General features: G+C 71.4%; 19 protein-coding genes. 7 read left to right on the top strand and 12 right to left on the bottom strand.

All coding sequences use genetic code 11. The features are described from left to right. Window positions 1-104: 104 nt before the first annotated feature. On the bottom strand, window positions 105-890 hold the full coding sequence (locus ACFW48_RS09805) for a hypothetical protein (RefSeq protein WP_386312257.1): 786 nt from the start codon (window positions 888-890) through the stop codon (window positions 105-107). 338 nt (window positions 891-1,228) lie between these two features. On the opposite strand from ACFW48_RS09805, the gene purN reads away from it, so the two are divergent. After that, complete coding sequence (gene purN, locus ACFW48_RS09800; protein WP_386312254.1) at window positions 1,229-1,867, top strand: phosphoribosylglycinamide formyltransferase; 639 nt, start codon at window positions 1,229-1,231, stop codon at window positions 1,865-1,867. Then, window positions 1,864-3,435, top strand: coding sequence for a bifunctional phosphoribosylaminoimidazolecarboxamide formyltransferase/IMP cyclohydrolase (purH, locus tag ACFW48_RS09795; protein WP_386312251.1), 1,572 nt, complete (start codon window positions 1,864-1,866; stop codon window positions 3,433-3,435). The genes purN and purH overlap by 4 nt, the downstream gene beginning before the upstream one ends. 56 nt (window positions 3,436-3,491) lie before the next feature. On the opposite strand, the gene ACFW48_RS09790 is transcribed toward purH, so the two are convergent. The 10 genes from ACFW48_RS09790 to ACFW48_RS09745 form a co-directional block, all read right to left on the bottom strand. Next, entirely contained in the window at window positions 3,492-4,085 is a 594-nt protein-coding gene (locus tag ACFW48_RS09790) for a peptidoglycan-binding protein (protein WP_386312248.1), read from the bottom strand. A gap of 40 nt (window positions 4,086-4,125) precedes the next feature. Then, a complete protein-coding gene (locus ACFW48_RS09785) occupies window positions 4,126-4,710 on the bottom strand; it encodes a peptidoglycan-binding protein (RefSeq protein WP_386312245.1) in 585 nt (194 codons plus the stop codon). A 125-nt stretch (window positions 4,711-4,835) separates the two neighbouring features. Next, the gene (locus ACFW48_RS09780) at window positions 4,836-5,483 is read right to left on the bottom strand and encodes a hypothetical protein (RefSeq protein WP_386312243.1); all 648 of its coding nucleotides are present in this window, start codon (window positions 5,481-5,483) and stop codon (window positions 4,836-4,838) included. Window positions 5,484-5,494: 11 nt separating this feature from the next. Continuing rightward, the gene (locus ACFW48_RS09775; RefSeq protein ID WP_386312240.1) at window positions 5,495-7,681 is read right to left on the bottom strand and encodes a glycoside hydrolase domain-containing protein; all 2,187 of its coding nucleotides are present in this window, start codon (window positions 7,679-7,681) and stop codon (window positions 5,495-5,497) included. Between the two features lie 137 nt (window positions 7,682-7,818). Further along, the gene (locus ACFW48_RS09770; RefSeq protein WP_386312237.1) at window positions 7,819-9,156 is read right to left on the bottom strand and encodes a protein kinase; all 1,338 of its coding nucleotides are present in this window, start codon (window positions 9,154-9,156) and stop codon (window positions 7,819-7,821) included. Then, window positions 9,153-9,896, bottom strand: coding sequence for an FHA domain-containing protein (locus ACFW48_RS09765; RefSeq protein ID WP_386312234.1), 744 nt, complete (start codon window positions 9,894-9,896; stop codon window positions 9,153-9,155). Before ACFW48_RS09765 ends, ACFW48_RS09770 begins: the two co-directional genes overlap by 4 nt. Before the next feature lie 260 nt (window positions 9,897-10,156). Further along, window positions 10,157-10,627, bottom strand: a complete 471-nt coding sequence (locus ACFW48_RS09760; protein ID WP_386312231.1) for a hypothetical protein — start codon at window positions 10,625-10,627, stop codon at window positions 10,157-10,159. 97 nt (window positions 10,628-10,724) lie between these two features. Continuing rightward, window positions 10,725-12,290: a serine/threonine protein kinase gene (locus tag ACFW48_RS09755; protein ID WP_386312229.1), complete on the bottom strand. Its 1,566-nt coding sequence runs from the start codon at window positions 12,288-12,290 to the stop codon at window positions 10,725-10,727. After that, on the bottom strand, window positions 12,287-13,033 hold the full coding sequence (locus ACFW48_RS09750; RefSeq protein WP_386312226.1) for an FHA domain-containing protein: 747 nt from the start codon (window positions 13,031-13,033) through the stop codon (window positions 12,287-12,289). Before ACFW48_RS09750 ends, ACFW48_RS09755 begins: the two co-directional genes overlap by 4 nt. Window positions 13,034-13,166: 133 nt before the next feature. Continuing rightward, window positions 13,167-13,790, bottom strand: a complete 624-nt coding sequence (locus ACFW48_RS09745; RefSeq protein ID WP_386312223.1) for a hypothetical protein — start codon at window positions 13,788-13,790, stop codon at window positions 13,167-13,169. A gap of 306 nt (window positions 13,791-14,096) precedes the next feature. Between ACFW48_RS09745 and ACFW48_RS09740 the strand changes: the two genes are divergently transcribed. The 4 genes from ACFW48_RS09740 (at window position 14,097) to ACFW48_RS09725 (ending at window position 18,580) form a co-directional block, all read left to right on the top strand. Beyond that, window positions 14,097-14,951 carry a bifunctional methylenetetrahydrofolate dehydrogenase/methenyltetrahydrofolate cyclohydrolase gene (locus ACFW48_RS09740; protein WP_386312220.1) on the top strand — a complete coding sequence of 285 codons (855 nt, stop codon included), beginning with the start codon at window positions 14,097-14,099 and terminating at the stop codon, window positions 14,949-14,951. Then, window positions 14,941-15,444, top strand: coding sequence for a DUF3017 domain-containing protein (locus ACFW48_RS09735; RefSeq protein ID WP_386312217.1), 504 nt, complete (start codon window positions 14,941-14,943; stop codon window positions 15,442-15,444). The genes ACFW48_RS09740 and ACFW48_RS09735 overlap by 11 nt, the downstream gene beginning before the upstream one ends. Window positions 15,445-15,826: 382 nt before the next feature. Beyond that, the gene (locus ACFW48_RS09730) at window positions 15,827-17,131 is read left to right on the top strand and encodes a DUF2690 domain-containing protein (RefSeq protein WP_386312214.1); all 1,305 of its coding nucleotides are present in this window, start codon (window positions 15,827-15,829) and stop codon (window positions 17,129-17,131) included. A gap of 459 nt (window positions 17,132-17,590) precedes the next feature. After that, window positions 17,591-18,580: a malate dehydrogenase gene (locus ACFW48_RS09725; protein WP_310871642.1), complete on the top strand. Its 990-nt coding sequence runs from the start codon at window positions 17,591-17,593 to the stop codon at window positions 18,578-18,580. A gap of 57 nt (window positions 18,581-18,637) precedes the next feature. Here ACFW48_RS09725 and ACFW48_RS09720 read toward each other — a convergent pair whose 3' ends face one another. Further along, a complete protein-coding gene (locus ACFW48_RS09720; protein ID WP_386312211.1) occupies window positions 18,638-19,624 on the bottom strand; it encodes a GNAT family N-acetyltransferase in 987 nt (328 codons plus the stop codon). Between the two features lie 200 nt (window positions 19,625-19,824). Here ACFW48_RS09720 and ACFW48_RS09715 point away from each other — a divergent pair, with 200 nt between their 5' ends. Next, window positions 19,825-21,354 carry an aldehyde dehydrogenase family protein gene (locus tag ACFW48_RS09715; protein ID WP_386312210.1) on the top strand — a complete coding sequence of 510 codons (1,530 nt, stop codon included), beginning with the start codon at window positions 19,825-19,827 and terminating at the stop codon, window positions 21,352-21,354. Window positions 21,355-21,365 lie beyond the last annotated feature (11 nt).

Raw genomic sequence — 21,365 nt, 5'->3', positions numbered from 1 at the left:
CTGAACGGGCTTTGTCCCCAAACGGGCCTTGTCCTCAAACGGGCCTTGTCCTCAAACGCCGGACGGGCTGATTGCCGCGACCGGCGTCGAGAGGTGAGCCGGCGTCAGCCCTCCGTGCCCAGCAGGTCCCGGAGCTGCTCCGGGAGGTGGGTCTCGCAGTTCTGCTTCGCCGCGTTGGTCAGGGCGTCGTTCCGGCAGGTGTAGTAGTCGCTGTAGACCAGCTGTGCGCCGAAGGACGCGGCGACCAGGACGATGGCCAGGGAGGACGTGACCAGGCCACTGATCGCGGCGGTCCGCTGCGGACGGCCGGTCTGGTCGGCGGGCGGTGCCGGGGTGTCCGGGTCCGAGGCGGCGCGGGGCTTGGCGCGCAGCGCGCTGATGCCCCAGTACAGGGACAGAGCGCCGAGCAGCAGAGCCACGTACGGCCAGGTGAAGAGCGCGAAGAAGAGGGCCCACATGCCGCACAGCAGGGCATAGCGGGCGCGCCGCTGGGCGGGGTCCGTCGGGTCCCAGCGCGGGCCCGTGCCACCGCCCGACCCCTCGGGGCCGGAACCGGAACCGCCGGGCCGCTCGCCGAAGCCGCCGGGGGAGCGGCCGGGCTGCCGGTCGCTCCACTGACGGCCCCACGGAGAACGTCCGCCGTCACCTCGGGAATCGCCGCCGTCGCCCGACGGGTGCCGCGGCTGCCAGGGGCGGTCCGGCGTGCCCTCCGGGGGCGGTGCGAACGGATTGTCCTTGTCGGTGGCGCCGTCCTGCTCGCCGCCGTCCGCCCGGTCCGAGGGGGTGTCGGGTGGTGAAGAGGGGCGCTCCCGCAGCAACACGGTGCTGCGCTCCCCTTGCTGCGCCGACTGCTGGGGGAGCGTGAGCAGTCGCAGGCTGCGGTCCGGCATCAAGTGAGCGTCTTCCCCTTGGCGACAGTGACGGGCGATCTGGTGGAACGGGCGATCTGGTGGAACGGGCGTACCGGTCGGCACGACTGGTGAACGCGTGACGCGCAGGTGGCGTTCCCGGGCCGGCTCCACGCAGACGCTACCTTCCGGCCGCGCCCCCGTCCCGAGGGGGCCGTCCGGTGTGCCGGTATCGTTGCTGACGGTCGGCCGCTTCGTAGACTTCCCCGTATCCCGGGGCGCGAAGCATTCGTATGACTGCACAAACCGATGAACATGCTCAACCGTCGGCCGTACGAAACCGACCGCACAGACCAGCTCCCCCGAGAAAGGCCCCCACCGTGGCCGCCAAGCCCGTGGCCCAGCGAGCCAAGCGCCTCGTCGTGCTGGTCTCCGGATCCGGCACCAACCTTCAGGCGCTCCTCGACGAGATCGCCGCCACCGGCGTCGAGACCTACGGAGCCGAGATCGTCGCCGTCGGCGCCGACCGCGAGGGCATCGAGGGGCTGGCCCGCGCCGAGCGCGCCGGACTGCCGACGTTCGTACGGAAGGTCAAGGACTACGGGACCCGCGACGCGTGGGACACGGCACTCGCCGAGGCCGTCGCGGCCCACGAGCCGGACCTCGTCGTCTCGGCCGGGTTCATGAAGATCGTGGGCAAGGAGTTCCTGGCCCGCTTCGGGGGGCGGTTCGTCAACACCCACCCCGCCCTCCTCCCCAGTTTCCCGGGGGCCCACGGTGTGCGGGACGCGCTCGCGTACGGCGCCAGGGTCACCGGATGCACCGTCCACTTCGTCGACGACGGCGTCGACACCGGGCCGATCATCGCGCAGGGCGTGGTGGAGATCCGGGACGAGGACGACGAGAGCGCTCTGCACGAGCGCATCAAGGAAGTCGAGCGAAGGCTGCTCGTCGATGTCGTGGGGCGGCTCGCCCGCAACGGCTATCGCATTGAGGGACGAAAGGTAGTTATCCAGTGACCGCCACCGCCGAGAGCAACAAGCGGGCCATCCGTCGCGCGCTCGTCAGCGTCTACGACAAGACCGGGCTCGAGGACCTCGCCCGCGGGCTCCACGAGGCGGGCGTCGAACTCGTCTCCACCGGGTCCACGGCCGGCCGGATCTCCGCCGCCGGTGTCCCCGTCACCAAGGTCGAGGAGCTGACCGGCTTCCCCGAGTGCCTGGACGGCCGCGTCAAGACCCTGCACCCGAAGGTGCACGCCGGCATCCTCGCCGACCTGCGTCTGGACAGCCACCGGCAGCAGCTCGGCGAGCTGGGCGTGGAGCCGTTCGACCTGGTCGTGGTCAACCTCTACCCGTTCCGCGAGACCGTCGCCTCGGGCGCCACCCCCGACGAGTGCGTCGAGCAGATCGACATCGGCGGCCCGTCGATGGTCCGCGCCGCAGCCAAGAACCACCCCTCGGTCGCGGTCGTCACCAGCCCCGCCCGCTACGCCGACGTGCTCTCCGCGGTGAAGGACGGCGGCTTCGACCTCGCCGCCCGGGGGCGCCTGGCCGCCGAGGCCTTCCAGCACACCGCCGCCTACGACGTGGCCGTCGCCTCCTGGTTCGCCTCCGAGTACGCCCCGGTCGACGACTCTCGGTTCCCCGACTTCCTCGGCGCCACGTACGACCGCGCCCACACCCTGCGCTACGGCGAGAACCCGCACCAGCCCGCCGCCCTCTACACCTCCCCCGAAGGTGGCGGCCTCGCCGAGGCCGAGCAGCTGCACGGCAAGGAGATGTCGTACAACAACTACACGGACACGGACGCCGCCCGCCGTGCCGCGTACGACCACGCCGAGCCCTGCGTCGCGATCATCAAGCACGCCAACCCGTGCGGCATCGCGGTCGGCGCGGACGTCGCCGAGGCGCACCGCAAGGCGCACGCCTGCGACCCGCTGTCCGCGTTCGGCGGCGTGATCGCGGTCAACCGCCCGGTCTCCAAGGAGATGGCCGAGCAGGTCGCCGAGATCTTCACCGAGGTCATCGTCGCGCCGGACTACGAGGACGGCGCCCTCGAAGCCCTCACCAAGAAGAAGAACATCCGCGTACTGCGCGCCCCCGAGGCCCCCGCGGCCCCGGTCGAGGTCAAGCCCATCGACGGCGGCGCCCTCCTCCAGGTCACCGACCGCCTCCAGGCCGAGGGCGACGACCCCGCCACCTGGACGCTGGCCACCGGCGAGGCCCTCTCCCCGTCCGACCTGGCAGACCTGGCCTTCGCCTGGAAGGCGTGCCGGGCCGTCAAGTCCAACGCGATCCTCCTCGCCAAGGACGGCGCCTCCGTCGGCGTCGGCATGGGCCAGGTCAACCGCGTCGACTCCGCGAAGCTCGCGGTGGAGCGGGCCGGCGCCGAGCGCGCGCAGGGGGCGTACGCCGCCTCCGACGCCTTCTTCCCCTTCCCGGACGGCCTGGAGATCCTCACCGCGGCCGGCGTGAAGGCCGTGGTCCAGCCCGGCGGTTCGGTCCGCGACGAACTGGTCGTCGAGGCGGCGAAGAAGGCCGGCGTGACGATGTACTTCACGGGGACGCGGCACTTCTTCCACTGACGCGGACGCCCGTGCCCCGGGCCGGTGCCCCGGACCGGTCCGGGGCACCGGAGAGGTCAGCGTTGACTGACGGTCTTGCCGCGGTGGTGGACGCGTGTCCCGCTCTCGAAGACCTGGACCCCGTCGCCCTGCATGATCTTGTGGAGATGGTAGGCGCCGCCGTCGCGGTACTTGGAGCTGTCGCCTCGATGGAGCTCAACGAAGCCGAAGGGTCCGCCGCTGCGGTATCTCACGACGGAGCCGCTCCACTGGAGACGGTCGTCGGCCTTGCTCCAAGTGGCGTCGCCGACCATGCCGTCGTCGTCGAGGCCGTGGCGCTGCTGCCACTTGATGGTGGCCGCCCTGGTCTGCGAACCGAAGTACCCGTCCACGTCCTGGAAGTCGAGCAGGTGCTCGGAGACCAGGATGCTCTGCCAGAGCATGACGATGTCGGTGTTCGAGGATTCCCCGCAGCCGGAGCACAGCGAGTTGCCGAGTTCGTCGAAGTGGTCGCCGAAGTCGTCGGTCAGCGAGCCGGCGCCGTCCACGAACGAGGTGCTGTAGGCCCCGGAGTTACCCGCGTACGCCGCGTGTGCGGGGCTGACGGTCAGCATCATCGACAGTCCTGCGGCGAGTGCCCCGAGACCGAGCCTCCAGCGAGGCCTGCGCATGAGTGTGTCCTCCTGGCATCGAGAGATCAGGTGTGCGGGTTCAGAGGGTGGTCAGGGAGCGGAACTGGACCCGCGTGCCGCGCATCGACTTGACGCCGTCGTACTGGTAGACCTCGGCGAGTTTGTAGGCCCCGCTGTCCGTCTGCTTCGACGTGCTGCCGCGGTGGAAGATCGCCGCGCCGGTGTTGTACTTCCCGGTGTAGGACACATCGATGTTGGACAGCCACACGAGCCGGTCGTCGGCCTTGCTCCAGGTGTTGTCGCCGACCTTCCCGTCCGCGCTGAGGCCGTAGCGCTGCTGCCACTTGATGGTGGCGTTCCTCGTCGTGGGGCCGAACTGGCCGTCGATGTCACCGAAATCGAGCAGATCCTCGGCCACGAGGATGCTCTGCCAGAGGACGACGATGTCGGTGTTCGAGGATTCTCCGCAGCCGTAGCAGAGAGAATTGCCGAGTTCGTCGAAGTGGTCGCCGAAGTCGTCGGTGAGAGAGCCGGCGCCGTCCACGAACGAGGTGCTGTACGCCCCGGAGTTCTGTGAGTACGCGGCATGCGCGGGGGTGATGGTGAGCACCGCGGCCAGTCCCGAGGCCAGGGCGGCGAGGCCGATCTTCCATTGCTTCTTCAACGTGAGTTCCCTTCCGGCGGAGGTCGTGTGCTCAATGTGCGGGATGTGCGGGAGCTGGAGTACCTGCAAAGTTCCAGGGCGCGCTGTGCGGAGCTGGTCGGCCTGGGCCCTGTTCGTCGGTGGGCTCAGCCTCGGGCGGACCAGGGTGCGGTGAGGACACCGGCCCCGGCTCCCAGCCGGTCGGACCACTCCTGGAACTTCGGGGCGACGCGCAGCAGCTCGCCGCTGCCCGGCCCGGCAGCCAGGTAGTAGAGGGACTCGTCGACGGAGTCGTCGTCGCCGCCCCAGCGGACCGTTCCCGCGCAGTCCCCGACGATGTCCCGGATCGTTCGGACCTGTTGCGGGAAGTAGCTGCCCCGCGACCTGGCGCCGGGGACGATCCGCAGGGCCGTGCCCGAGGACAGATTGGATGCGGGGCTCGTCAACGATGTGCGGCCGATTCTGCTCCAGCCCTGCAGATCGCCGGCGCGGAGCTCTTGGACCTCGTAGTGGAAGCGGCGCGCTATGTGGAGCAGAAGCAGTTCCGGCAGCCCGATCCTCACGTCCACGTGGAGCCCTGTCCCGGAGACGGAGCGGGTCAGGACCGTCGAGATGTGGTTGGCCTGGTTCTGGATCTCCCAGCCGTTCTCCGAGAGTGGGCGCCTCGTCGGCCGGGTGCGAGGTGTCGACGCGGTGCGGTCGGCTGCCGTGGCCGCGCCGGTCGGAAGGAGAAGAGCGGATGCTGTCGCGGTGCCGACGGCCAGGACGGAACGTCGGTTCAGGTGTGCGCTCATGTCGATGCCCTTCAGCTCGTCCGGATGGTCCGGTTGTACTGCTCCAGGACCTCGTACAGGCCGATCAGTTCGCGCCCGTACTTCTCGGCTCCGTCGCCCGTGCCGTTGTAGCGGGCGAGGATGGCCTGCGAGTCGCTGACGCTCGTGTCGAGGCCGGGGCGGGCGACGCCGATTTCGGCCGCGTCCCAGAGGGTGACGTAGGCGGCGGTGGTGATGTTGTAAATCGGGTCCTCGTGCAGGCGGGTCCACACGGACGACTTGTCGGCGTCGGTGAGACGGCTGCCGTTGATGATGCCCTGGTCGATGCAGTAGTTGCGGGCCTTGATGGCCGTCGAGGCGAAGATCTGCCCCCACCCGGTGCTGGAGTCGTCCCGGTCGCCGTTCTTGACCGCGTCGTCGGCGAACGCGTCCAGGGGGTTCCACTTCCGCAGCTCCCACAGGACGGGAGCCTGCACCAGGGCCTTGCGCAGGCGCAGCACCCTGGCGAGGTCGGTGAACAGCCGGTCCATGCCGATGACGGCGTCGAAGGCCTCGGTGGTGGAGATACCGCCGATGGTGGCCCAGTCGTCGTCGTTCCAGTTGTCGCCGCCGGTCTCGGGAACCCCGATCGACACCAGGTAGTCCTGGACGTCTCTCAGGGCGGCGTCGTGGTAGGAGTCGGCGAAGTCGGTGTCGAGGCCGGCGGCGTCCAGAGGCGGGTCGAAGGAGTCCTGTCCCTCGTCGCGGCCGGACACGATGTCGACGTCGATCTCGATCCTGCCGTCGCCGGAGCCGATCCACTTGGTGACGATCTGGTCGAAGGCCCAGTTGCTGGGCAGGGGATGGCCGAGGTTTCCGGAGAACCCGCTGGACATGTCGGACACGAAGCTCGTGACGGCGTATCCCTGGTTGTGGACGCGCTGGCACACGTTGCGGGGACCGTAAATGCCCACGTTGTAGTCGGAGTTCTCGCCGATCGTCCGGAAGATGCCCTTGAAGTGGGGAATGATGTGCTCGGTGACCTCCCAGTCGACGGCGTCGTAGTCGACGGCGAAGTAGATGGTGGTGCCGTTCTTGAAGCCGTAGAACCTCGCCCAGTCGATGGCCGCGAGCGCAGCGTGTACGCCCGCGCCGTAGAAGAAGTCGTCCACGCTGCGGTTCCACGTCTGGTAGATCGGGAAGCAGCGCAGGCCGTTGCGGGCGATGGTGTCCAGTTCCCCCGGCTGGATCTGCTTCTCCGGCACGGAGCTCCCGCCAGGGGTGAGATAGCGGCCGACGATCCTGATGCCCTCGGACTTGAGGGTCGCGGCGCGGGCGTTGGTGATCCTGGTGACGCCATCGCACGCGCCGCCCTTGCGGTCCTGGTCGCCGTAGGAGACCAGCAATGATGCCCAGGTCCGGACGTCTCCCTTGCCGGTCTCGTCGAGCGCCGCGAACCGCTGGAAGGAGCTGACGGCCTTGGACAGGGTGCTGTCGAAGGCCGCGGTGAACGCGCTGAACCGCTGATTGAAGATCATCGCTGCGGAGAACAGACGCACCCAGTTCCCCGAGGCCCCGACGGCCAGGACGTGCTGGCTCAGTCCGGCTTTGGTCTTGTCGCCGAACCAGCCGGTCGCGACGTCGTCGGACATGCCCAGCTCGTACTGGACGGCAAGGATCATGGACTTGGCGACGTCACGGGAGTAGTGGCCGTCGCACGGCATGACGAAGAAGTCGCGGCGCTTGACGTAGCGGCCGTTGAGCCACCGCTGGATGTCACGGACCGTGTCCGATCCGTTGTTCACCACCACGTAGGCGTCCATCGTCAGCAGGGCCTTGAAGACCTTGGGGACCAGGTCTGATCCGGGGTAGACGGCGGCGACGCCCATCCGCTGCATCATGAGGGTGACCGAGCCGGCGGTGCGTTCGTCGTAGATCCCGTTGATCCCGCTCCCGTCGTAGCCCTTGGCGTAGAGCGCGGACTGGATGATCATGGTGACGTTGGCGGGGGTGTCGCGCAGGCCGATGCTCGGCCAGGTCGCCTGCAGTGTGGCCAGGGTCTTCGGACCGAAGTTGTCCGACAGATCGGTGATACCGAGCTCGTACTGGAGGGCGCGGGTCAGGGCGTACATCAGCTGCCAGCCGGTGCTGCCGTTCTCCTCGACCTTCATGCCGATCTTGTCTGTGCCGTAGACGCTGTTCACGAATCTCTGGGCCCTGCGGACCATCTCGTCTGCCACGTGACGTCCCTTTCCGGAGGGGTAGGGGTTCACCGTGGCTGTGATCCGAGTGCGGGGGTACCTCCAAAGTTGTAGGGCGGCCATGGCCGGGCGTCCGTCCCTCGGAGCGCTCTCGACGGTGGGAACGCTCTCGGCCGTCAGGCCTCCCCGCCCTTCCGCAGCGCCCGCCAGGTCCGCGGCCCGACCATCCCGTCCGCGTCCAGCCCCGCCCGCTTCTGGAAGATGACGACCGCGCCGTGGGTCATCGGGCCGAAGTCGCCGTCCACCTCGCCGACCTCCTTGATGCCGTGCAGATGCCTGAGCAGGCACTGCAACTCTCTGACCTGGCTGCCTCCGTCTCCCCGCTTGATGGTGAAGTCCCAGGTGCCGCTGTGGCCGGCCGTGTAGCCGGTGCCGTGGGCGGCGTCCTCGTAGACCATGGGTTTTTCGCAGGTGGGAGGCGCCGCGGCCGCCGGGGCCGACTCCCACGGCGTGGTGTAGGCCAGGCTCGCCGCGCCCGCGATCGCCGCCGCGATCGCCACCGCCAGGGCCGGGCGCCGCCACCGCCGGGGACGCAGCCTCGGCAGCCGGGCCGAGCGGGAGGTGCCCGCGGCCTCCTCCACCTGGCGCAGCAGCGACGCCGAGTCGGTGGTGCGTTCCGCGTGGGTCGGGGCCAGGCAGTTCCGCAGGATGTCCTGCCAGGCCGCGGGGAGGGCGGGGGACAGGCGCAGTTCCTCACGGCCGCGGGCGTAGCGCATCGCCGCGTCGGAGCGTGCCTCCGAGGTGCCGCCGGGCAGCGGGAACTCGCCGGTCAGGACCACGTGGGCGAGGACGCCGAAGGCCCAGACGTCGGCGGACGGACGGATCCGCGTTCCGCGCTCGTCGACCTCGGGCCACAGGAGTTCGGGCGGGGTGTAGTCCGGGGTGGCGAAGGCGGGGGTGTAGGCGTGGGTGCCTTCCATCTCCGCGGCCAGATTGAAGTCGGCGAGCCGGACCGAACCGTCCGCCATCAGCAGCACATTGGCCGGTTTCAGGTCCCCGTGCACCCAGCCCGCGTGGTGCAGCTGGTGCAGGCCCTCGCAGATCTGGGCCAGCAGGGCTGGTCCGGCATCCGGGGACGGGGCCCGGGCCAGTACGGCGTCCAGGGACCCCTCGGCTCGTTCCAGCACCAGGACGGTGGCGCCGTCCAGCTCGGGATGGTCCGGGTCGTCGACCGTCAGCGTGTCGTACATCCGGATCAGCCGGGGCGACCGGAGCCGCCGCAGCAGCTGCACCTCGCGTTCGGCCAGGTCGCGCAGGTGGTGCAGCTGGCGCGGGGTGCGGGTACCGGTGGACAGGAACTTCAGCGCCGCCCGGCGCGGCAGCTCGCTGTCGCCGACGGCGCGGGTCGCGTCGTAGACCGTGGCGAACGCGCCGGACGCCAGCGGCTCGCGTACCTCCCACGGTCCGATCCGGTAGCCCTTCGGCACCGGGACCGCGTACGGCCGCCCGGTCACCGTGCCGCTCCGCTCGGGGCCGGGGCGAGTACGACGAGGTCGTCCTCGCGGACCAGGTCGAAGCGGAGGGCGAGCGAGACCAGGGACTCCTTCTTGCCGTGCGTGCGCCTGCCCGGCTCGGCCGTGTCCGGGCCGGGTCTCAGACGCAGCTTGACGGCGAGGTAGTCGATGTTCCAGTAGACGGCGGAGCGGCTGACCTTGGGCCAGCTCGGGCGCAGCCGTTCCACTATCTCCTCGACGGCGGGCAGCGGGGCGCGGGGCTCTCCGCGCAGGCGCCGCTCGCACAGGGCGGCCAGGACCGCGAAGTACCGTTTGGTGCGGTCCAGGGCGAACGCCGGGACGGTGCCGGCCCCTTCCAGCCCGCGGCGCTCGACGCTGCGGAAGGCGTGCCGCGGCGCCCAGACGTCGAAGGTGAGCAGGTCACCCGCGGCGGGCAGGGTCACGCGCGCCAGCTCGAACGGCACGGGCGCCTCCACGCGGCCCGGAGCGACCTTGATGTGCTCGCCGGCGCCCTCCGGGTTCTCCACCACGTAGGTCTGGTCCTCGCTGAGATTGCTCAGCAGCCAGAACGTCCGGTGCGCCGCGATCTCCCCGGCGACCCGGGGCACCCCCGCGTGCGCGATGGCGAGTCCCCCGCCGCTCGGCTCGGTCCTGCCGAACTCGATGCGCTCGCCCGCGCTGATCCTCAACTGGTCGGCCACACTGCCGCACGACGGCGGCACGATGATGACGCTGTACATGGAGTCGTCCCCCTCCCCCGATTGCTCGGGGTCAACATTCCCCAGTCCAACAACGGGCAGGCTACGGGAGGCGGGTGAGGGCGACCTAAGCATTCGGACGCGTCGGCGGGTCGACGGGCCGCCGGGGCGGCGGACTTCAGACGCAAAAGCGGCGGACTTCAGACGCAAAAGACGTGGCAGACGTGGAAGCGGCCCCCCGCCCCCTCCGCAGAGGGAACCGGGGGCCGCCGTGCAAACACGCTCCCGCGCGGATCAGCGAATCAGCAGGGGCGCAGCGACCAGATCGGGTCCCAGGTGGCCGTGCCCGCCTGGTAGGCCGTCGACGTCCAGCGGACGCTGCCGTCCTTGTTGAAGAACTTGGCGACCGTGCCGCGCGTCTGGTTGTTGGTGAAGGGTCCGTCGCCGGTCCAGTTGGTGACGTTCCACGTCTGGCACTTGTAGAAGTCGAACTTGGTGCCCTTGACGATCATGCACAGGTGGCCGTAGTCGCAGGCCAGGTCCTGGGCGCCCATGGTCCTGGGCGCCTCGGTGACGGTCAGCCCCTCGTACTGGACCGCGTCGGCGGACACGCGCAGCGGCGTCGGCTTGTCGGCCAGCACCTGGTCGGCGGCCTGCTGGAGAGCGGTCACCCGGGTGCCGGCCGGGTCGGCGGCGGCCGTGGCCGCGACCGTGGAGCCGGCGACCAGGGCCGAGGCCGCGACGAGCAGCGCGGCGGGCTTGATGATGTTCACTGTTGTTCCCCCATGAACGTCGGTGTCGTACCGCCGGAGCGGTGTGCTCACACCGTGCCCGGGGCGACCGCCGCGCGGTACCTCGGAACTCTCAGGGTCACTTCCTCTCCGGCGGCGTGTACTCCTTGAGGTGGTGAGCGACGCGGTCGGCGTAGTCGCGGTACTTCGGGGGAACTCCGCCCGCGTCGTTCACCTTGTCGTACGACGTCCGGTAGGCCACGGCGATCAGCACCCGGCGGTCGCCCGGCAGGCCGGCGTCGAGGCGCGGGGTGATCCAGCACAGGTAGCGGCCCATCGCCGGGACGGACTCGGCGGGCGGGAACGGTGGTTCGGGGACGGTCTCGCCGGGTGTTCCGTCCTCGTTCATCCACCAGCGCAGGACGCTCGGGGTCCAGCGGGCGATGCCGTACTCGTTCTTCGCGGGGTCGGAGAGGGCCGGGTCGAAGTCGCTCTCCACCTTCAGCATGGCCGCGATCAGTGGCGGGGTGACCTCCTCGCGGTCGCAGTCGTGCGCCGTCTCGACGATCAGCAGGCGGTAGGCGGCCGGCACGTCCCGGTCGGTGCGCAGTTCAGCGGCACCGTAGGAGGCGGCGGAGACGGTCGCGGTGCCGCCGGGACCCCGGCCGCCGGGGGCGGAGCGGGGGCCGTCGTCGCCGGTGCGGGTGCTGACGCCGTAGCCGAGCGCGGCGACGGCCACGGTGGCGGCCGCCGCGGCGAGGGCCACGCGCCGGGGGCCCGCGCGGCGCGGCGGGACGGACCGGCCGCCCGTACCTCCCGCGACTGCCGCCACCCGCCGCAACAGGGCGTCCGTGCCGATGCGTTCCGCGTGCGTACGGGTCAGGCACGCGCGCACGATCTCCCGCCACACCTCGGGCAGCGCGGGCGACAGACGCAGCTCCTCGGTGCCGCGCGCGTAGGCGGCCCCGGCGTCGCGGCGGGCCGCCGGGGTGCCGCCGGGCAGCGGGAAGGACCCGGTGAGGACGAGGTGGGCGAGGACGCCGAAGGCCCAGACGTCGGCGGAGGGACGGATACGGCGGCCGCGTTCGCCGATCTCGGACCAGAGCAGCTCGGGCGGGGTGTAGTCCGGGGTGGAGAAGGCCGGGGTGTAGGCGTGGGTGCCTTCCAGCTCGGCGGCCATGTTGAAGTCGGCGAGCCGGGCCGAACCGTCCCTCATCAGCAGTACGTTGGCCGGTTTCAGGTCCCCGTGCACCCACCCGGCGTGATGCAGCTGGGCCAGGCCCTCGCACACCTGGGCGACCAGCGCGGGCCCGGCGGCCGGGCGCGGCGACGCGGACAGCAGGGCGGACAGGGATCCTTCCGCCTTCTCCAGTACGAGGACGGTGGCGCCGTCGAGCGCGGGGCGGGCCGGGTCGTCGACGACGAGGGTCTCGTACATCCGCACCAACCGGGGCCGCCGCAGTCGGCGGTGCAACTCGACCTCGCGCTCGACGAGTTCGCGCAGGTGGGTCAGCTGGCGCGGGGTGCCCGTACCGGTGGGCAGGAACTTCAGGGCGGCCGTGCGCGGAAGACCGTCGGCGTCGCCCCCGCCGACCCTGCGGGCCTCGTACACGCTGCCGAAGGCGCCCGTCGCGATCGGTGCCCGCACCTCCCAGGCGCCGACCCGGTAGCCCTTCGGCACGGGGACGGCGTACGGCTCGGTCACCGGGGCACCCGGCGCGGCGGTGCCGCGAGGACCACGAGGTCGTCCTCCCGTACGAGGTCGAAGCGGAGCGCCATGGACACCAGGGACTCCTTCTTGCCGTTGAGCCGCGCGCCCGCCTCCGCCGTCTCCGGGCCCGGCTTCAGCCGCAGTTTCACCGCCAGGTAGTCGATGTTCCACTGGACGGACGTGCGCGACGCGGCCGGCCAGCCCGGCCGCAGCCGCTCGACGACCTGCTCGACGGTCGGCAGCGGCGCGTGCGGTGCCCCGCGCAGCCGCGGTTCGCACAGGGCGGCCAGGACCGCGAAGTACCGCTTGGTGCGGTCGACCGAGAAGGCCGGGGCGGTCGGCTCGCCGTCGGCGCCGTCCTCGGCGCGCAGGTAGTCGTGGCGCGGTGCCCACACCTCGACCGGCAGCAGGTCGCCCGCGGCGGGCAGCACGATCCGCGAGAACTCGAACGGCACCGGGGCGTCCAGCCGGCCCGGCGCCACCTTGATGTGCTCGCCGGCGCCCTCGGGGTTCTCCACCACGTAGGTCTGGTGGGCGGACAGGTTGCTCAGGGCCCAGAAGGTGCCGTGGGCGGTGATCTCACCGGCTCTGCGGGACACCCCGTCGTGCCCGATCAGCAGTCCGCCCTCGGGCACGGACCGCCCGAAGACGAGCCGTTCGCCGGGTGCGAGCCGGAACTGGGTGCGGGTGGGTTCGTCCTCCGTGGTCGGCGGAGGTACCACGATGATGCTGTACAAGGTGCGTCTCCCCGTGCCTGACGGCTACCCACGTCAGACTATTGCGACGCACCGGGGCCGTGTCTCCCCTCGTACGGGTGAGACACGGCCCCATGGCGTGATTGGCGCGAAGTGTGCCGTGGCGGGCGCCGGTTCAGTACTGCGGGCGGTTGAACCAGTAACTGCCGTTCTTGTTGGCGCAGAAGACGATGATCAGGATGCCGAGGACCAGGCTGATCAGGGCGAAGATGTTGGCACCCAGCAGGTTGATCACGCTGACCAGCGTCACGACCGAGCCGTAGATGATCGCGGAGACCCGCGGACCGCCCCGGCCGGTGGCGAACTTGACACCTGTGAATATCGCCCAGAACGCGAACGCCAGGAAGATCACGCCGACGCCGATCATGAGGCCCGCGCCGATGCTCGTGACGGTGTCCGCGTCCTGCGCCGAGATGGTGGGGTCGGAGTTGACCTCGTCCTCGATGTAGTCGGCGAACCAGGAGCTGGCCGCGATCATCAGCACGCCGCCGATGACCTGGCAGGCGCCCAGCACGAACAGCATCACGCGCGCGGCCTTCACCGTGCCGGGCATGACCGCGGGGGCGGGGGCGTAGCCGCCGCCGTAGGGCTGGACCGGCGGAGCCGCGGGGTAGCCGTAGCCGGGCTGGCCGCCCTGGGGCTGCTGCTGGGGGTAGCCGTAGTTCGGCTGCTGGCCTTGCTGCTGGCCCTGTTGGCCCTGCGGCGGACCGTAGGGGTTGTTCGGGTCGCCGAAACTCATGCGGGACTTCCTCCGTAGCTCTTACGTGCGGGGACGACGCGTGGCTCGATGAGGAGGAGGTACTCCGTGGCGGTTCGTCCCCCCGGTACGGCCCCGCGGCACTGTGCTGATGCCCAATCGTTCTTGACCTATCTCTTACTTGTCCAGCCCGGCCGCAAGGTGTTGTGCAAGTGCAACAACGTCGATCATGATCCGGCAGGGGGGACGCGCCCCTGAATGCCCGGTCGGCGCCCGGTGAGCGCCTCGTGGGTGCCCGGATGACGGCCGGATTGGAACCGGGGGCCGGTCATCCGCGAGGATGGGGGTATGACCGCCCAGATTCTCGATGGCAAGGCCACCGCAGCCGCGATCAAGTCCGAACTGACCGCCCGCGTGGCGGCGCTGAAGGAGAGGGGCGTCACACCCGGCCTCGGCACCGTCCTGGTCGGCGACGACCCCGGCAGCCAGAAGTACGTCGCCGGCAAGCACCGCGACTGCGCGCAGGTCGGCATCGCCTCCATTCAGCGTGAACTGCCGGCGACGGCGACGCAGGAGGAGATCGAGGCGGTCGTCCGCGAGCTGAACGACGACCCGGCCTGCACCGGCTACATCGTCCAGCTGCCGCTGCCCAAGGGCATCGACGAGAACCGCATCCTGGAACTGATGGACCCGGACAAGGACGCGGACGGCCTGCACCCGATGAACCTCGGCCGCCTCGTCCTGAACGAGCCGGCACCGCTGCCCTGCACCCCCAACGGCATCCTCACCCTCCTGCGCCGCTACGGCGTGGAGATCAAGGGCGCCGAGGTCGTGGTCGTCGGCCGCGGTGTCACGATCGGCCGCCCGATGCCGCTGCTGCTCACCCGGCGCAGCGAGAACGCCACCGTGACCCAGTGCCACACCGGCACCCGGGACCTGTCCGCCCACCTCAAGCGCGCGGACATCGTCGTCGCCGCGGCCGGCTCCCCGCACCTGGTCCGCCCCGAGGACGTCAAGCCGGGCGCGGCCGTCCTCGACGTCGGCGTCTCGCGCAACGCCGAGGGCAAGATCATGGGCGACGTCCACCCCGGCGTGGCCGAGGTCGCCGCCTGGATCTCCCCGAACCCCGGCGGCGTCGGCCCCATGACCCGGGCCCAGCTGCTCGTCAACGTGGTGGAGGCGGCGGAGCGCAGTGCCGGCTGACGACACCGACGCCGAGCGCCCGGAGCACGCGCAGGACTCGGAGCACCCGGAGGGCCTTACCGTCCGGGACCCCGTCAGCGCGCCCGACGCCGAGGGCAGGCCGCGGCGGATCACCCGCCGGTTCCCGCTCTTCACCCGCGACACCGCGCGCCCCGAGGGCGGTGGCCGGGCCGCGGCCGGCGACGCCCCGGCGCCCGCCCGGCAGTGGCCGATCCTCCTCGTGATCGGCCTGGTCGGCGTCGGCCTGCTGCTGACCGCGCTGGACGTGTTCCGCGTCGGGACGCTGCTGATCGGCGCCGCCCTGCTGGTCGGCGCCGCGCTGCGCTGGGTGCTGCCCGACGTCGGCATGCTCGCGGTGCGCTCGCGTTTCACGGACATCACCACCTACGGCGTCCTCGGCCTCTCCATCGCCCTGCTGGCGTTGATGGCCCAGCCGAACCCGATGCTGGAGATCCCGTTCCTGAAGGACACCCTGCACTTCACGGTGAGCTAGCGAACGGCCCGTCCTCACCCCCGTAGGAGGACGGGCCGCCGCCGGAACCAACCCTCCTGCACTGCGAACGCCCTGTTCAACGCCTGTCGGGGCGCTGTGGCACGGAAGTGACCGTTCCGCTACTCCGCTGCGCGAGCCGTGAAAAACGGGGTTCGGTTCCGGGCAGGGGAACGCCGGTGGGACACTGGACCACGGGTCGATGGGCGTGCGACGGTGCACGTTCGCGACCCCTGTGCTCCTGTGCGCCCCCACCCCGGGAACTGAGATCCTGACCGGGCGCATCCCTGTGGGTAGCCAGAACGAGGACTCCACGCGGGACGCCGCGCGCGAGGACCAAGCGGGGAACGAACAGCACGTCACCGGGGGGAAGAGGGGGGAAGCAATGCCTCGTTGGAAGGCCTTGCCGGATGAACTCGATCCGCAGATCAGAGAGTTCACGAGTCAGTTGCGCCGACTCGTGGACCGCAGTGAGCTGAGCATCGCGTCGGTGGCCGATGCCACGGGCTACAGCAAGACGTCCTGGGAGCGCTATCTGAACGGCCGGCTGCTGGCGCCGAAGGGCGCCATCGTGGCCCTTGCCGAGGTGACGCGGACCAATCCCGTCCACCTGACCACCATGTGGGAGCTGGCCGAGCGGGCCTGGAGCCGCTCGGAGATGCGCCATGACATGACCATGGAGGCCATCCGGATCTCCCAGGCGCGCGCCGCGCTCGGCGAGCTGGGCGCGCCCGCGGCCAAGTCGGGCAACGGCGGCAGGAACGGCAAGGGGAGCCGGACCGGCCGTCACGGCGGCGGCGCCACGGCCACGCCCGGTATCGCCGGGCCGGCCGGTGTGGCGCCCACGCTGCCGCCGACGGTGCCCGCGCAGCCGACGGCCGCCGACAGCCCCGACTCGGCCGTCGGCACGGGCTGGGGCGGCGGTGCGCCGGGCGCTCCCTCCGTCCCGTCGTCCGGCGGCGCGAGCGACGGCAACTCGTGGGGCATCGCCGGGTACCGGGGACCGGCACCGACCGGTGACCGTACGCCGCGGTCCGGGACCCGGGCCGACTCGGGGGAAGCCGCGCGGGGTTCGGTGACGCCGACCGCCGCCGCACCGAACGGCCACGGACCCTCGGGCTCCCCGACACCCTCGGGTTCGTACGGCGAGCCCCCGCACGGCGGCCCCCGTCCCCGGACCCGGCCCTCCGGGGGCGGCAGCAAGCGGATGACGACGTTCGTCGCGGGCGTCGTCGGCGTGCTCGTCGTGATCGCCGGTGCCTTCTTCCTCCTGAACGACGGTGGTGAGAAGAAGAACGAGGGCGCCGAACCGTCCCCGTCGCCCACCGTCAGCTCCGACCCCGAGCTGCCGCCCGGCGTGAAGTGCAGCGGCGACGCCTGCACCGGCAAGGACCCGGAGATCATGGGCTGCGGCGGCGACCTGGTGACCACCGCCGCGACCGCCACCGTCGGCACGGCCGCCGTCGAGGTCCGCTACAGCAAGATCTGCGGCGCGGCGTGGGCCCGTGTCACCCAGGCCGCCCAGGGCGACGAGGTGCAGGTGAGCGCGGACGGCGCGAGCCCGCAGACGGGCTCGATCACCGGGGCCGCCGACACCGTCGCGTACACCCCGATGGTGGCGGTGAAGTCCGCGGCCGACGCCAAGGCGTGCGTGACGCTGGCGGCGGGCCGGCAGGGCTGCACGGAGTAGCCGCGGGACCGCGAGGGGCCGCACGGAGCCGGGCCGCGATGCCGGTGGGCAACGGCCCGCGGCCGCACCGGGAGAAAATTCGTTCACGGCAGGCATGGCCCGCGTCGTCAGGGGCACGCGAGAAGTACCCCCACGGGAGTCCGGCAACGGTATCCCCGAACGGCGGTCGCCTTCGTCCCCCCTCTCCCGGACAGGCGGCCGCCTCTTATGTCCTCGGTTCCGCACGCCATGTCACCGGTTCCGCACGCCATGTCCTCGGTTACGCACGCCGTTTCGGCAGGCCGTTCGCGCGCGCGGGTGATCCGGCGGTGGTCCTGTGGGCCGGGCCACACCGACCCGGACGTCCCGGGCACGGGAGGCGCGATAGCCTGACGGCTGGATCGATCTCTTGATACCAAGAGATCGATCAAACGCCCGGGGCAGGGACGCCCCACCGCCAGCTGTCATACGGAGAACGCCATGACCCGCACTCCCGTGAACGTCACCGTCACCGGCGCGGCCGGCCAGATCGGTTACGCCCTGCTCTTCCGCATCGCCTCCGGCCAGCTGCTCGGCGCGGACGTGCCGGTCAAGCTTCGCCTCCTGGAGATCACCCCGGCGCTCAACGCCGCCGCGGGCACCGCGATGGAGCTGGACGACTGCGCGTTCCCGCTCCTCCAGGGCATCGAGATCACCGACGACCCGAACGTCGCCTTCGACGGCGCCAACGTCGCCCTCCTCGTCGGCGCCCGCCCCCGCACCAAGGGCATGGAGCGCGGCGACCTGCTGGAGGCCAACGGCGGCATCTTCAAGCCGCAGGGCAAGGCCATCAACGACCACGCCGCGGACGACATCAAGGTCCTCGTCGTCGGCAACCCGGCCAACACCAACGCCCTGATCGCCCAGGCCGCCGCCCCGGACGTACCGGCCGAGCGCTTCACCGCGATGACCCGCCTGGACCACAACCGCGCGCTGACCCAGCTCGCGAAGAAGACGGGCTCGTCGGTCACCGACATCAAGCGCCTGACCATCTGGGGCAACCACTCCGCCACCCAGTACCCGGACATCTTCAACGCCACGATCGCCGGCAAGAACGCCGCCGAGGTCGTGGGCGACGAGAAGTGGCTGGCCGAGGACTTCATCCCGACCGTCGCCAAGCGCGGCGCCGCCATCATCGAGGCCCGCGGCGCCTCGTCGGCCGCCTCCGCCGCCAACGCCGCCATCGACCACGTCCACACCTGGGTCAACGGCACCGCCGAGGGCGACTGGGCCTCCATGGGCATCCCGTCGGACGGCTCCTACGGCGTCCCGGAGGGCATCATCTCCTCCTTCCCGGTCACCACCAAGGACGGCAAGTACGAGATCGTCCAGGGCCTGGACATCAACGAGTTCTCCCGCGCCCGCATCGACGCCTCCGTCAAGGAGCTGTCGGAGGAGCGCGAGGCGGTCCGCGCTCTCGGCCTCATCTGAGCCGCTCCCGCCCGCACGGGCCCCGTTCCGGTTCCGGGACGGGGCCCGCGCCCGTTGTCAGGCTCCCGGCAGCCGCTTCTCGAACCAGTGCCCGGCGTAGACATGGTCGGAGTACGCCGGGATCTCGGTGTAGCCGGACGCCTCGTACATCGCCCGCGCCTCGGTGAGCACGGCGTGCGTGTCGAGCCGTACGACGGTCAGGCCGCGCGCGGCGGCCTCGCCCTCCAGCGCGTCGAGCAGGCGTCGGGCCAGCCCGAGCCGCCGGGCGCCGGGGTGCACCCACACGTGCTTGATCTCGCCGACCCCGGGTGCCGTCCGCCGCAGCGCCCCGCAGCCCACCGGCCGCCCCTCCTCGTAGGCGACGAGGAACGCCCCGGCGTCACCCGACACCTCCTCGGGCCCCACGAGGTCGGAGGGGGCGAAGCCCTCGGGGAAGCGCGCGTCCAGGTCGGCGGCGTAGGCGGCGAGGCAGGCGCGGGCGTCCGGGGCGCGGGCGTCGACCGGTGTGACGGTGACGGCGGCCAGCCGCAGCAGGCGCTGGGCGGTGGCCATGGCGTCGGTCAGCCGCCGGCGCTGGTCCGGGGCGAGCCCCTGGAGCAGCCCGGAGACGAGTACGTCGGCCCGGCGGTTCTGCTCCGCGACCTCGGCCCGTCCGGCGCGGGTCGGCTCGACCGTACGCAGCCGGCTGTCGTCGGGGTGCACGCCCAGCCGGACCATGCCCTGCGCCTCCAGGGCCTTCACCATCCGGCTCAGGTACCCGGCGTCCAGGCCGAGGCGGACGCGCAGGTCCCGCAGGGCCACCCCGGAGCCGCTCTCGGCGATCTCGAAGAGCAGCCGAGCCTCGCCGAGCGGACGGTCCTGGCCGAGATAGCGGTCGTCGAGGACGCCGATGCGACGCGTGAAGTAGCGGTTGAAGTGCCGCAGCGCCGTGACGTCCTCCGTAGCCGGGTCCTCTGTCACCGCGCCCGCTGTCACCGCGCCCGCTGTCACCGCGCCCGCTGTCACCGCGCCCGCTGTCACCGCGCCCTCTGTCACTGGGTCCATTCCTTTGACTCTAGTCAAAGGAAAACGACGCGTCCATGTGCGCGCTTCATCCCTCTCCGCCCCTTTTCTTAGTGATGCGCCGCACTTTCGGTCGCCGGTTCGGCATGCATGCGGGGCCGTTGGGCAGGGGCTCACGGTCCCCGGGAGTGACACGCGTGTGACACAGGGGGGTTGAACAGGAACGGAAGGCAATACCGATCATGGCGAACAGCACGGAAACTCCGGCGGAGCGGGCGCACCGGACCATTCACGCGGGAGGCGAGTGGCTGGCGGCGTCCTCCGGCGCCACCCGCGACATCCTCGACCCCGCGGACGCCCTGCCGTTCGCCGTGGTCGCGGAGGGCGACGAGCAGGACACCGACCTCGCGGTGGCCGCCGCCCGGCGCGCCTTCGACACGGGCGAGTGGCCGCACACCCCGGTCGCCGAACGCGCCGCCCTGCTGCGCCGCGTCGCCGACCTCCTCGTACGCGACCGCGAGACGCTCGGCCTGCTGGAGAGCCGCGACGCGGGCAAGACCGTCGAGGAGGGCCGGGTCGACATCGACTGCGTCGCCGACGCCTTCCGCTACTTCGCCGACCTGGTCGCCGGCGAGGCCCCCGGCCGGGTCGTCGACGCGGGCTCGCCCGACATCCACAGCGTCGTCGTGCACGAGCCGGTCGGCGTCTGCGCGATGATCACGCCCTGGAACTACCCGCTCCTCCAGGCCAGCTGGAAGATCGCCCCGGCGCTCGCGGCCGGCAACACCTTCGTGATCAAGCCCAGCGAGATCACCCCGATGACCACCGTCGCCCTGATCGACCTGCTGACCGAGGCCGGCCTCCCCACCGGCGTCGCGGGCGTCGTCACCGGCCCCGGCCACACGGTCGGCGCCCGCCTCGCCGAGCACCCCGACGTCGACCTGGTCTCCTTCACCGGCGGCCTGATCAGCGGCACCAAGGTCGCCCAGGCCGCCGCCGTCACGGTCAAGAAGGTCGCCCTCGAACTCGGCGGCAAGAACCCCAACGTCGTCTTCGCCGACGCCTGCGAGACCGAGGAGGGCTTCGACACCGCCGTCGACCAGGCCCTCAACGCCGCCTTCATCCACAGCGGCCAGGTCTGCTCCGCCGGCGGCCGGCTCATCATCGAGGAGTCGGTGCGCGAGCGTTTCGTCGCCGAACTCGCCCGCCGCGCCACGAAGATCCGCCTCGGCCGCGGCACCGAGGACGGCGTCGAGTGCGGCCCGCTCGTCTCGGAGCAGCAGCGCGCCAAGACCGAGGACTACGTCGCCTCCGCGCTGGCCGAGGGCGCCGAGCTGCGCTGCGGCGGCAAGCGCCCCGAGCCGTCCCCCCAGCGGCCGGAGACGGGCTACTTCTACGAGCCGACCGTCCTCGACCACTGCCACCGGGAGATGAAGGTCGTACGGGAGGAGGTCTTCGGACCGGTGCTCACCGTCGAGACCTTCCGCACCGAGGACGAGGCCGTAGCCCTCGCCAACGACACCGAGTACGGTCTGGCCGGAGCCGTCTGGACCGCCGACGCGGGACGGGCCCGCCGGGTCGCGGGCCGGCTCCGCCACGGCACCGTCTGGATCAACGACTTCCACCCCTACCTCCCGCAGGCGGAGTGGGGCGGCTTCGGCAAGAGCGGCGTCGGCCGCGAACTGGGTCCCGCGGGCCTCGCCGAGTACCGCGAGAGCAAGCACGTCTACCAGAACCTCGCGCCGAAGCCCGTCCGCTGGTTCGCCGGCTGACCCCGGCCCGG

Source organism: Streptomyces sp. NPDC058812 (assembly GCF_042744565.1).
Lineage (GTDB): Bacteria > Actinomycetota > Actinomycetes > Streptomycetales > Streptomycetaceae > Streptomyces > Streptomyces thinghirensis.
This window is presented reverse-complemented; position numbering and strand designations above follow the sequence as displayed.

What these genes read in the sequence shown, in the direction of transcription:
- ACFW48_RS09805 (WP_386312257.1), bottom strand. Translation starts at nt 890, where the DNA reads ATGCCGGACCGCAGCCTGCGACTGCTCACGCTCCCCCAGCAGTCGGCG.
- ACFW48_RS09790 (WP_386312248.1), bottom strand. Translation starts at nt 4,085, where the DNA reads ATGCGCAGGCCTCGCTGGAGGCTCGGTCTCGGGGCACTCGCCGCAGGA.
- ACFW48_RS09780 (WP_386312243.1), bottom strand. Translation starts at nt 5,483, where the DNA reads ATGAGCGCACACCTGAACCGACGTTCCGTCCTGGCCGTCGGCACCGCG.
- ACFW48_RS09765 (WP_386312234.1), bottom strand. Translation starts at nt 9,896, where the DNA reads ATGTACAGCGTCATCATCGTGCCGCCGTCGTGCGGCAGTGTGGCCGAC.
- ACFW48_RS09745 (WP_386312223.1), bottom strand. Translation starts at nt 13,790, where the DNA reads ATGAGTTTCGGCGACCCGAACAACCCCTACGGTCCGCCGCAGGGCCAA.
- ACFW48_RS09740 (WP_386312220.1), top strand. Translation starts at nt 14,097, where the DNA reads ATGACCGCCCAGATTCTCGATGGCAAGGCCACCGCAGCCGCGATCAAG.
- ACFW48_RS09730 (WP_386312214.1), top strand. Translation starts at nt 15,827, where the DNA reads ATGCCTCGTTGGAAGGCCTTGCCGGATGAACTCGATCCGCAGATCAGA.
- ACFW48_RS09725 (WP_310871642.1), top strand. Translation starts at nt 17,591, where the DNA reads ATGACCCGCACTCCCGTGAACGTCACCGTCACCGGCGCGGCCGGCCAG.
- ACFW48_RS09720 (WP_386312211.1), bottom strand. Translation starts at nt 19,624, where the DNA reads ATGGACCCAGTGACAGAGGGCGCGGTGACAGCGGGCGCGGTGACAGCG.
- ACFW48_RS09715 (WP_386312210.1), top strand. Translation starts at nt 19,825, where the DNA reads ATGGCGAACAGCACGGAAACTCCGGCGGAGCGGGCGCACCGGACCATT.